Raw genomic sequence first — 11,550 nt, 5'->3', positions numbered from 1 at the left:
AGGAGACGACCATGATCAAAGTAGGTATTGTCGGTGGCACTGGCTACACTGGCGTAGAGCTAATTCGACTATTGAGTCGTCATCCACAGGCAAAAGTTACGATGCTGACATCGCGCTCAGAAGCGGGCAGACGCGTCGATGATATGTTTCCAAGTTTGCGGGGCGTGACCGATTTAACGTTTTCGGATTTGGATGAAAAAAAATTAGCAGCATGTGATGTGGTATTCTTTGCTACTCCCCACGGCGTTGCGATGAAGCATGCCAGATTTTTAACCGAAAATGGCACTAAAGTCATCGATTTGGCGGCAGATTTTCGTTTGCAGTCGCTACAAGATTTTGAAACTTGGTATAAACTTGAACATGCTTGCCCCGATATTTTAAAAGACGCTGTGTATGGGTTACCCGAAGTCAATCGTGATGCCATTGCCAAAGCCAAGGTTATTGGCAACCCAGGTTGTTATCCCACCACGGCGATTTTGGGGTTAAAACCGCTAATCGATGCCCAAAACAGCCAGCAGCAGGCATTAATTGAGCCTTGGATTATTATTGATGCCAAATCAGGCGTCTCAGGTGCAGGTCGCCAAGCCAAAATGAATTTATTGTTTAGCGAGACATCGGATAGTTTTAGCGCCTATGGGGTGGCAGGTCACCGTCACGCTCCAGAGATTACCCAAGGGATTGACCAAATACTGGGTCAAAGCAAACGCTTTCAGCCGCATGATATCCGCTTTGTACCCCATTTAGTACCCATGATTCGCGGTATGTTTACTACGATTCATGTTCGCTTGACGGCGGCGGGTCAAGCATTAGATTTACAATCTTTGTATGAAACTAGCTATCAAAACGAATATTTTGTAGACGTCATGCCAAAAGGGATGTACCCAGATACCCGTAGTGTACGGGGTAGCAATTATTTAAGAATTGCGGTGCAAACACTAGAAAATAGCCCGATGGCGACGATTTTGGTGGTACAAGATAATTTGGTCAAAGGTGCGGCAGGACAAGCCGTGCAAAATATGAACGTGATGTTTGGGCTTGCAGAGCAAACAGGGTTGGCGTTGGTTGCCGTCGTGCCGTAAGTTATTTCTTGAATAAGTGGTTTTCTTAAGCTATTTATGGTCAGCGTATTTAGAAATATTAATACCATAATAAGCATTGCTTTATTCTTTTTAGCCAAAAAAATATGACGCTATGATGAAATGGGTTAACTTTATTATTTTTTCAGTCAATAAATTTAGCTGAATTCATCATAATTTTTGTTTATAATGGGGTTCGCTTTAATGGATGTCATATTCATCAACCCTTTTTGAGCTATCGTCAGTACTGTGATTATCCATGTTTTGATCGTTTTTCAATTTGAGTATCTCTATGGATTTGCCCGAAGATAATAACTCTTCTCAATCTTTGCCAGAAGCACAACGCAATTATATTACCCAACCCAACAAGGTATCTGGGTGGTTGATTGCGTTTGGGGTTAGCTTGTTGTTAGTTGCCATCATTGCACTGGTGTTAGGTCAACGCATTGGTTATCATCGCGGCTTAAGCTTTGCTGCTGAAGAAGCGAAAAAAACCGCCGCAGGTCTTGAAATTTCAGCAGAAAACATCAAATCATTAAAGCTAAAATCTGATACGTTGCAAAGCCAATTAACCACCGCGCAGCAAGAGCGAGATATCAGCTTGGCGAACCTATCAGCACTGCGTACCGATATTCAAGATCTAAAAGTTACCAACTTACAGCTTGAACAAGGTCAGCAATTCTTAACCACGTCGCTTGCCAAAAAAGGCGGTATGAGTTTACAAGTCATCGGGGCAAAAATCGCACCGTTGCCAGAAAATGCCTATGAATACCGCTTTGATGTCGGTATGGTCGATCCGTCAAATCAGCCAAAAAATTTGATACCAAAATTGACCTTGCTCGATGAAGTTAATATGGTCGAAGTCCCATTGCAACCCAATAGTTACTCGATTCATGGGATTGCGAGAATTCGCGGGCGTTTTTTGATGCCCAAAAACTTTGTGCCCAAACAAGTGAAACTTGAATTAACCGCCGGCAACCAAAAAACTGAGCAAGTGTATGATTGGCAACTCGGTCAACCGATTGATAACATGCCGTATACGCTTGAAGAAACGCCTGAAGCGGATAAACGACCTGTGAGCTCGACCGATAGCACGCCAGTGGCAAGCACAGCCAATACGCAAAAACCTGCTGCAAAGTAGTGTAATCAATGTTTAATCTAATCTTAGGTAAATGTTCAATTAATGATGCTTCAACCGCTTAATTTTTCTCGTCAATCAGTCGTGTCACAGCCAACCACCACGAATATGGATTGGCATCTACCGGCATGGTTGCCAACACAGTCCCCTAAACAGCCACCTAGCCAATCACCAAATTCATTGCCAGCCCGTTTGACCGACATAGAAGGCGAGCCAAATACCGACCCCGTCGAAGATGTGCTATTGGCTGACCCTGAACTGAAAAAACCACAGATGTATGCGGTGGTCATGTATAACGATGACTATACACCGATGGAATTTGTGGTGGATGTTTTACAAAATCATTTTAAACATTCGCTAGATTCAGCCATCAGTATTATGCTTGCCATTCATCAACAAGGCAAAGGAATTGCCGGTATATACCCTAAGGACATCGCAGAAACCAAAGCGCAAGCCGTCAACCGTGAAGCGCGTCAGGCAGGCTATCCGTTACTGAGTCAAATTGAACCCCAAGGTTAGTGGCAGTTTGCGATTTAACCCCGTTTTATTTTTGGTGGTATCTCCTTTCTGTTTTTTATTCACCATTGAATTTTTTATTTACTATTAAAATTTTTTGCGATTCTAAAACCCGCCATTAACTACGTTTTATCACTTGAATTTATTAGCAATGTCATTATATTAAACGTAATGATTTTGATTTTTCCCATTTTGTCATCTTTCATTTTTACTTCCTTTTAACTGAACTTAGCATGATTAGCCAGATATCCATAAGATATTTGGTGCTGAGGTGACGGCAAATGAAACTTGAGAAAACATCAATACACAATACACATAACCCTCAACACCAATAACCATATCAAACCAATTAAAGCGCATGGTGTTTTTCAAGTAGGGCAAAATCAAAAACCGTCGGTGACAAGTATTAAGGACATCTTATGTTAAGTTTAGAATTACAAAGCACGTTGCGGTTGGTAGTGACACTCGCAAAACAACGTGCCCATGAATATTTAACGGTCGAGCATTTGCTATTGGCCCTGTTAGAGAATGAAAATGCGGTAGAAGCCTTGGTGGCTTGTGCAGTCAATGTGGATCAGCTTGGCAAAGATTTGACTCAGTATATTGATGAACATACACCAACGGTCGATATCAACGAAGATTACTCGCCACAACCAACGCGCAGTTTTGACCGTATCTTGCAGCGGGCGATTTTTCATGTGCAATCGGTTGCCAGCAGCCGTTTGGTAGAAGGCTCAGATTTGCTAGTGTCGATGTTCTCAGAGCATGACACCTACGCGGTGTATCTGCTTAAAAAACAAGGGGTGACGCGACTTGAGTTAACCCAGTACCTATCGCATGGTCAAGACAAAAAAGTGCGCGACAAATTAACCAGTGTTGAAACTGAGGAAACGGGTGAAAAAGCCAATAAAGACCCATTGACTGAATTTACCGTTAATCTCAATCAAAAAGCCTCTACGGGTGGCACCGATCCGTTAATTGGTCGCCAAGCAGAAATCGAGCGTACCGCGCAGATTTTATGCCGTCGCCGCAAAAACAATCCCCTACTGGTGGGTGACCCAGGGGTGGGTAAAACGTCGATTGCGGAAGGCTTGGCATGGCTGATTGTCAATGACAAAGCACCAAAACCATTATCAGGTTGTGTGGTTTATAGTTTAGATATTGGTGCGCTGATTGCCGGTACAAAATACCGCGGCGATTTTGAAAAACGGATGAAAGCGCTATTAGATGCCTTAAAAGCCAAGCCCAATGCGATTTTATTTATTGATGAAATCCATATGATTATTGGCGCTGGCTCATCGATGAGCAGCAATATGGATGTGTCCAATTTAATCAAACCTGCGTTGGCATCAGGTGAGCTGCGTTGTATCGGCTCAACCACCTTTACCGAATACCGCCAAGTGTTTGAAAAAGACCATGCCTTAAGTCGTCGTTTCCAAAAAGTTGATGTCAACGAGCCATCCATTAATGAAACGATTGATATTCTACGCGGTCTGAAAAAACAATATGAGAAATTCCATAATGTGAGCTATACCGATCAGGCGCTACAAAGTGCGGTGCATCTGGCGGTAAAACACATTCACGAACGCTTTTTGCCTGACAAAGCCATTGATGTGATTGATGAAGCGGGTGCATTTGTTCGCCTGCAAAAACAAGCCGAAAATCAGGTTGAATCTGGTGTGGACAGCAATCAATCCATTGATGCCGTCGCAAATGACAAGCTATCAAATCAGCCTGTGGTAGATGAAGACGCACTTGTCGATGACTTAGATGTTAGCCATGCAGCAGATGGTGTTGTCGAACCTGAAGCTATGTTAAGCGAAGCAGATAATCAAGTGATTGACGCCGCACAACAGGGTGGACAAGTGGTGATTGATGTCCCGCAAATTGAATACATTATCTCAAAAATTGCGCGCATCCCGCCAAAATCAGTTTCAACAGATGACAAATCGGTGCTACAAAATCTTGAAAGCAACCTAAAACACCTGGTGTTTGGTCAAGATGAAGCCATCAAAAACTTGGCAGATGCCATCAAGTTGTCACGTGCAGGCTTAAAACCAGATGATAAACCGATTGGTTCGTTTATGTTCGCCGGTCCTACCGGTGTCGGTAAAACTGAAGTCAGTCGTCAGTTAGCGAATTTGTTAGGCATTGAGCTGGTTCGTTTTGATATGTCTGAGTATATGGAAGCACATACAGCGTCACGCTTGATTGGGGCACCGCCAGGCTATGTGGGCTTTGATCAGGGTGGTTTATTGACCGAAAAAATCAATCAATTTCCGCATTGTGTGCTATTGCTAGATGAGATTGAAAAAGCCCATCCTGACGTATTTAACTTGCTGCTCCAAGTGATGGATCATGGCTCGCTCACCGACAATAACGGTCGCACGTCAAGCTTTAAACAAGTGATACTGATTATGACCACCAACGTCGGCGCTGATAGCATCAGTCGCAACAGCATGGGCTTTACCAAACAAGACCATAGCCGCGACAATAGTGAAGCGATGAAACGGATGTTTACCCCAGAGTTTCGCAATCGTTTGGATGCCATCATTCAATTTAACCCATTGGATCAAAATGTCATTGTATCTGTGGTTGATAAATTCTTGGTTGAGCTGCAAGCCCAGCTCGATGACAAGAAAGTGGTGCTTGAAATTGATGATGAGGTCAGAAATTATCTGGCAGAAAAAGGTTACGATCGTCTCATGGGTGCACGCCCAATGAACCGCTTGATTCAAGATGAAATCAAAAAACCATTGGCAGAGCAGATATTATTTGGTGATTTGGTGAATGGCGGTACGGTGTCGATTCGTATGAATGCAGATAAAACAGCGATTGAGCTTGTGCCCATTGATGAAAAGCAAATCGACAATGTCTAGGTCTAGGTTTAGTAATGTCTAATAAAAAAAAGGAGCCATTGAGCTCCTTTTTTTTATGCTTACTGATGATGTTTAATGACTATACTTAATAAATGGGCTTAATAATTATACAAAACCAAATTTGGGTTTTTCTGCTTGTTTCTCTCGATAGGACAGATGATCCATGTTGGTTAACTCTGCCAATGAGTGCGGTTTATTGACGGTGATAGCTTTATCAATGGATGCCAAAAACGCGTTGGATTTTTCAACGGACAGTTCTTTGAATTTATACTCGGCTATCAATCGACCTTTGCGCAGCAGCGCGGGGTCAATTTTTGAGATATCGGAGTTAAAGGTACAGATAAACTGGCACTCCAACACATCCGACAGCATACCATCAGCAATGTTCAAAATCGCCGATACCACATCGGTATTGGCGTTATCAATGCTACGTTCGGCAATGTAGTTTTCACAGTCTTCAAGTACTAATACCGAGTTTTTATTATCTACTAATAGTGACATAAATTCAGGGTTGGTCAAATACCCAATCATGGTAGTGGGCACAAAGATGAATTTTTTATTAGGTACTTGGCTAGTTAGCCATTTGATATAGTTAGTTTTACCTGAACCCGCCACACCATGCAACAGTACCACGCCTTTACCATCGTGATTGAGCGATTCTTTGATGTGCTGATGCACGGGCAGAAAATCATCGTGATACATGGTATCTAAATTGATGGGAAATGGCTTGATACGATGGGTTTTAAACACAAAACCATGGACTTCTTTGAGTAAAATCGATACTTTAGCCTCTTGCGACACATACTTTTGCAAGTATTCATCAAACACGTTTTTGACACTGGCCGCCGAATGCGGATTGGTCGAAATATAGTAAATACTGACGACTTTTAACAAGCCTGACTCAAAGATGTATTCGTCATAGTCATTGGATAAATCTTCATTGGTGAGCATGAACACTTCATATTTGGGATGAAAATAACAAGCTTCACGCTCATACAATGTATTATTTTTATGCGAATAGGCGACGGTGGTAAAATCGGTGCAACGTTCAAAATCTTTGAGCTGCTCTTTGCGAATTACCATGTCATGGTTGCCAACATGTACCCCAGGGAAAATATCATCGAGTAGCGACTCAAAAGGGTTATATTTGCTAGCGTATTGGATGTTGTCCTCAATAAGTTGAACAGTATAGGGCGGCTCAGAGGAGGCGCTGAGCAGCTTTCGTGGTTGATAATAGGGCGATTGTAAAATTTTCATAGGAATATAGGCTTATAAAAGGCAGTAGAAAAATTAACATAGTTAGCAGTAAACAAGCTAACTATAGAGATGGGGTGGTTAATATTGGATGCAAGCTAAAAAGTAGCTAGTTAGAAATCAGTTAAAAAATTTTTTAGCAACACAGTGAGCAACATACGGGCTAACAGTGAGGCAGTAAGTAAGCAATGGTGAGATAAGATAGACAGGAATTTTGGGCATAAAAAAACCTGCAAGAGGCAGGTTAATTTAACTAATACCGATTTGAGTGGTGGGGCTGAAGAGACTCGAACTCTTACACCTCGCGGCGCTGGAACCTAAATCCAGTGCGTCTACCAATTTCGCCACAGCCCCATGAGTTGCCTCAAAGTGTTGACTCAATATTTGTATCAGTGTCTTTGTGGTTGGCTATTATATAGAAAAATTTCGCTTTGGCAAGGGGTTTTTTAAAAAAATTGCATTTTTTTATTGGTTAAGTAAAATTTTTAGCGCATTGATAATGTTTGCCAAGTCATTAATACGGTTTTCCACGCGTTTTGCCAGCAGCTTGTCAATAAAAGGCTGGCAAGCTTGGCAAGCAAATTCTGATAGCTGATGATTTGGGCATAAAAAAGGCACAGGCTGTTGGCAATGCGCGATTGCCCAACCAGGATAATCATTAGCCATAAAAGGTAGACATCCCATCAATAATTCATACCATACCACCCCCAAGCTATAGTAGTCGCTAAATTTGTCAACAGGCTGTCCTGTGAATTGCTCAGGACTCATATAGGCGGGTGTACCAGCGGTGTAAGTTTTGCAGTTGAGTGAGGCATTTTTTGCCCTAGTATCGCTAAGAGCAATATTATTGAAATCAATATCACTAAAACTAAAATCACTCAGACCAAAATCAATTAACACCACCTCAAGATTGGGTTTTACAATAAAGTTGGCAGGTTTGAGATCTAAATGCATCAGCCCAAATTGATGTAAACGGTTGACCACTTGGCAACTATGTAAAAAAATGGTCATTTTTTGCTGAAGATTAAGTAGTGGCAATTTAGCATGCGCATACATCAAGGATTTTAACGTCTCCCCTGAATGATAGGACATGACCAGACAGGGACTAACAGATTGCTGCGGCTGCTGTTGGTCAAAGATGAGGGTGTCGGGTAGAAGGTTTGAAGCATACAGCGTGGGAATGCCGCTCGTCGCATGGGTGCTGTCAATCGCTAGGCTTTGGCAATGATGAAGGGCGTTGATTTGTTGCTCAAAATGGGCGAGATTGGTTGCGCTAAAGTGAGGTAGTAATTGTTTAACCACAACGGCAGTAGGCGGGGAGTGAGTTGAATGCCATACCCCATACCAAAGCTCGGTATGGTTGAGTGGATTTGAAGCTGATAGTGGCTGTAGGTCAGTAACGACCGACTGAAAGCCATTTTTTATGATAACCAGTGCTGGGTGAGTTGACCTTGTCTCAATCATGATGGCTTAACGGATCTGCCTTCAATCAACTGCTGGTATTTTCGGGTCACGGTATTGCGCCCCCAACCGAGTAGATCAGCTGCTTGTCCTTTATGCTGAGCAGTATGGGCAAGTGCCACTTCAAGTAAACATTTCTCAAACATCGGATAAGCGGTTTGCAGAATGTCATACTGTCCTTCAGCCAGTGCTTGCTGTGCCCAAACTTGGAGTGGCGTGATCCAATCTGCGGTTGCGCCAGTTTGTGAGGCGTGCAAGGTCGGTATGACCGTTGTAGCGGACAAAGGCGTTGGCAGCTCACTCGAATGGGCACTCAAATTAGAACTAGCACTGGGACTGGGACTGTTACTCGGAGTTAGCAAAGATGACGGATGGTCGCTAGCAGGTGACTCAAACTGAGTGTCGGGCTGATAGTTATGTGTTTTATGTGTATTGGGCTCACGCGTAGTTACAGGCGTGGTATCTTGCGATTCAAAAGCTTGTAAAATCTCGGGTGGCAAATCACTGGGCTGAATGGTTTGCCCTGTTGTCATCACACTGAGCCAGCGGCAGGTATTTTCAAGTTGGCGCACGTTACCTTGCCAAGGATAGCTTTGCAAAATATGCATGGCAGACGGCGTGATGGTTTTGTTCGAGGTATGCATGCTTTTGGCGATATTTTGCATAAAAAAATCGATTAACAGCGGAATGTCTTCGCGGCGCTCACGTAGGGAAGGTAGCGCCAGTCGAATGACATTGAGCCGATAAAACAAATCTTCACGAAACTTGCCTTGCTGCACAAGGGTTTCTAAGTTTTGATGGGTCGCTGCGATGATACGTACATCGACTTTAATGGGTTTGAGACCACCGACACGGTAAAACTCACCATTTGCCAAGACGCGCAGCAAACGCGTCTGGGTCGGTAAGGGCATATCGCCGATTTCATCCAAAAATAAAGTACCGCCATGCGCCTGCTCAAAACGCCCTTGGCGCGTGGTAGTCGCACCCGTAAACGCGCCTTTTTCATGACCAAATAGTTCAGCTTCAATCAAATCATGCGGAATCGCCGCCATATTGAGCGCGATAAATGGTTTGGATTTGCGTGGTGAATGTTCGTGTAAGGCACTGGCAATCAGCTCTTTACCCGTACCCGATTCGCCGGTGATGAGGACTGTCATCGGCATATGCGACAAGCGACCAATCGCACGAAAAACTTTTTGCATGGCAATCGATTGCCCGATGATGCCTGATGGGTTAGTGGTGGCTTTTTCTGGCTCGGCTGTCACGGGTTCAGGTGGCGGCTGCTGTGCATCACGAATCAGAGAGTCGTTGTGGTTCTCGGACTTACTGCGTTTCTGTGTTTGGTTTGACTGGCTTTGCAGGCAAGCTTTTTTCACCATGGCAATGGCATCATCCAACTCAAATGGCTTGGGTAAGTAATCAAACGCGCCTGATTGATAGCTATCCACCGCGGATTGCACATCGGCATGCGCGGTCATGATGATGACAGGAATTTGTGCAAAGGCTTGTTTGATTTTACTGCTAAAGTCCAAGCCGTTCATCATCGGCATTCGAATATCGGTGACGATGACGTTTGGCAAGGAGGCACTATTGTTATTGTCACTCTTCGGTTGGCTGTCTTGCTCGCTATCTTGTAGTAGCCGCCACGCCGATTGCGCATTGCCAAAGGTTTGCACTTGAAATCCACTATCTGTTAGCGTATCTTCCAAAATCATGCGTAACGCTTGGTCGTCATCGATGACCCAAACAATAGGCTCGGCGGTTGGCGTTTTATTATTGGTATAAGTCATATAAAAACCCTATATGGGAAACTGTATTGGTTTAAACATTATTGATTGAAAAATTCATAGCCGATCAGTCATGATGCTGTGGTGTATCACGCTTAAACTATCATTTGGTTATTTGCCGAATTTGCCAAGGTAAAAAAATCGTAAATAGGGTTTCACCTGGCTGAGAGGTCACACTGATTTGCCCTTGATGGCGCTGAATAATGTCATGAGCAAGGGCCAGTCCCAACCCCGTACCATTGGCGCGTCCTGTGACCAAAGGATAAAAAATTTGCGGTAACAACTCACTATCAATACCCAAGCCATTATCAATAAAATCAACCCGCAAGACGCTTTTATGCCGTATATCACCAATGGTTTGTTGGTGCTGAATACGGGTTTTTACCGTGATGATAGGCGACACAATGTCATTTTCATTGAGCGCTTGTATCGCATTATTGACGATATTCATAAATACTTGTACCAGCTGGTCTTTATCAGCGGTGATTTCTGGTAACGATAAATCAAAGTCTCTGACTAGACTAATGTTGGGGTTTTGTATCTCTGCCAACGTTAGCACATGCTGCAGAGGCTCATGTACATTGATTAATTGCCAGTTAGGCAAATTTGGCGCGCCCAGCAATTGGGTCACCAAGTTATTGAGTCGTCTGGTCTCATCCATGATTATACTGAGATAATTGGCGACCTTTCGCGCCTTGGTGTCATTAATATAGTTCACAATCCCATCAGATTTCATGATTTGATTAAAATTCTTCTCAAGCAGTTGGCTTGCCCCAAGGATGCCGGCTAAAGGGTTTTTGACTTCGTGTGCCATACTGCGAATCATTTGACGGGTTATCAAATGTTGGTGATTTTGATATTGTTCTTGTTGAATACGACTTTCGCGATCTTTTGCCCAAATTTCAATCAAATAGAAAAACCCCGCCTCGGTTTCTAATGGGGAAACCCCATAATCGACCAATAATGGTGCACCAATCCCTTGGGTACTTAGCCCCAAAATGGTGCAATCATGATGGATAAAGGCTTGGTACATTTTTTTGGTATGTTCAAATTGGTTTTGCAGCGCCACTTTGGCCTGTACTTTGGTTTTTTTATGGGTTATCGGGTCATCATCCGTATGCGATTGCTCTGATGTTTGCGTTAGTAATTTTTCATAGTTTGCGGGGGTTAAAATATCGATAACATTTTTATGAAGTAAATGCTGCTGACTGACTGACAAAATCTGCTCAGCCGTCGCGTTGATATAGACGCACTCATAGTTGCTGTCAGCGATAATTAACCCCGATAATAGGTTATTGAACATGTCATCAAACAGGGTCTGGTTGGATTCAAGACTATGTAAAAAAGTAGGATGGGTCATTGGATAACTACCACAAATTTGAGCAATGGTTAAAGTGCAATTTAAATGCCAACAAACTATTGAATAATTTTTGGATTAT

8 protein-coding genes and 1 tRNA gene are annotated in these 11,550 nt (G+C 43.2%); 4 read left to right on the top strand and 5 right to left on the bottom strand.

Annotated features, from left to right (window positions below):
- Nucleotides 1–11: 11 nt before the first annotated feature.
- The 4 genes from argC to clpA all read left to right on the top strand — a co-directional run bounded on the left by argC (nt 12) and on the right by clpA (nt 5,609).
- Nucleotides 12–1,079 (top strand): N-acetyl-gamma-glutamyl-phosphate reductase, encoded by a 1,068-nt coding sequence (argC, locus tag ACAM39_RS06815; protein WP_369627119.1) that lies wholly within the window; start codon nt 12–14, stop codon nt 1,077–1,079.
- 289 nt (nt 1,080–1,368) lie between these two features.
- Nucleotides 1,369–2,217 carry a hypothetical protein gene (locus ACAM39_RS06810; RefSeq protein ID WP_369627118.1) on the top strand — a complete coding sequence of 283 codons (849 nt, stop codon included), beginning with the start codon at nt 1,369–1,371 and terminating at the stop codon, nt 2,215–2,217.
- 42 nt (nt 2,218–2,259) lie between these two features.
- Entirely contained in the window at nt 2,260–2,733 is a 474-nt protein-coding gene (locus ACAM39_RS06805; protein WP_369627117.1) for an ATP-dependent Clp protease adaptor ClpS, read from the top strand.
- Between the two features lie 416 nt (nt 2,734–3,149).
- Nucleotides 3,150–5,609 carry an ATP-dependent Clp protease ATP-binding subunit ClpA gene (gene clpA, locus ACAM39_RS06800; RefSeq protein WP_369627116.1) on the top strand — a complete coding sequence of 820 codons (2,460 nt, stop codon included), beginning with the start codon at nt 3,150–3,152 and terminating at the stop codon, nt 5,607–5,609.
- A 105-nt stretch (nt 5,610–5,714) separates the two neighbouring features.
- Here the strand turns inward: clpA and ACAM39_RS06795 are convergent, their stop codons facing one another.
- From ACAM39_RS06795 to ACAM39_RS06775, 5 genes are all read right to left on the bottom strand, one after another.
- Nucleotides 5,715–6,866: an AAA family ATPase gene (locus ACAM39_RS06795; RefSeq protein WP_369627115.1), complete on the bottom strand. Its 1,152-nt coding sequence runs from the start codon at nt 6,864–6,866 to the stop codon at nt 5,715–5,717.
- 266 nt (nt 6,867–7,132) lie between these two features.
- Nucleotides 7,133–7,217: transfer RNA gene (locus ACAM39_RS06790), tRNA-Leu, on the bottom strand.
- Between the two features lie 111 nt (nt 7,218–7,328).
- On the bottom strand, nt 7,329–8,327 hold the full coding sequence (locus tag ACAM39_RS06785) for a serine/threonine protein kinase (protein ID WP_369627114.1): 999 nt from the start codon (nt 8,325–8,327) through the stop codon (nt 7,329–7,331).
- Nucleotides 8,324–10,114 (bottom strand): sigma 54-interacting transcriptional regulator, encoded by a 1,791-nt coding sequence (locus tag ACAM39_RS06780; RefSeq protein ID WP_369627113.1) that lies wholly within the window; start codon nt 10,112–10,114, stop codon nt 8,324–8,326. The genes ACAM39_RS06785 and ACAM39_RS06780 overlap by 4 nt, the downstream gene beginning before the upstream one ends.
- Nucleotides 10,115–10,214: 100 nt before the next feature.
- Entirely contained in the window at nt 10,215–11,471 is a 1,257-nt protein-coding gene (locus tag ACAM39_RS06775; RefSeq protein ID WP_369627112.1) for a two-component system sensor histidine kinase NtrB, read from the bottom strand.
- Nucleotides 11,472–11,550: the final 79 nt, after the last annotated feature.

Source organism: Moraxella sp. K02 (assembly GCF_041154755.1).
GTDB lineage: Bacteria > Pseudomonadota > Gammaproteobacteria > Pseudomonadales > Moraxellaceae > Faucicola.
The sequence above is the reverse complement of the archived record's forward strand: the minus strand, read 5'-3'. Positions and strand labels throughout refer to the sequence as shown.

Excerpts from the sequence above, each read along its gene's own strand:
- argC (WP_369627119.1), top strand. The coding sequence starts at position 12 with ATGATCAAAGTAGGTATTGTCGGTGGCACTGGCTACACTGGCGTAGAG.
- ACAM39_RS06810 (WP_369627118.1), top strand. The coding sequence starts at position 1,369 with ATGGATTTGCCCGAAGATAATAACTCTTCTCAATCTTTGCCAGAAGCA.
- ACAM39_RS06805 (WP_369627117.1), top strand. The coding sequence starts at position 2,260 with ATGATGCTTCAACCGCTTAATTTTTCTCGTCAATCAGTCGTGTCACAG.
- clpA (WP_369627116.1), top strand. The coding sequence starts at position 3,150 with ATGTTAAGTTTAGAATTACAAAGCACGTTGCGGTTGGTAGTGACACTC.
- ACAM39_RS06795 (WP_369627115.1), bottom strand. The coding sequence starts at position 6,866 with ATGAAAATTTTACAATCGCCCTATTATCAACCACGAAAGCTGCTCAGC.
- ACAM39_RS06785 (WP_369627114.1), bottom strand. The coding sequence starts at position 8,327 with ATGATTGAGACAAGGTCAACTCACCCAGCACTGGTTATCATAAAAAAT.
- ACAM39_RS06780 (WP_369627113.1), bottom strand. The coding sequence starts at position 10,114 with ATGACTTATACCAATAATAAAACGCCAACCGCCGAGCCTATTGTTTGG.
- ACAM39_RS06775 (WP_369627112.1), bottom strand. The coding sequence starts at position 11,471 with ATGACCCATCCTACTTTTTTACATAGTCTTGAATCCAACCAGACCCTG.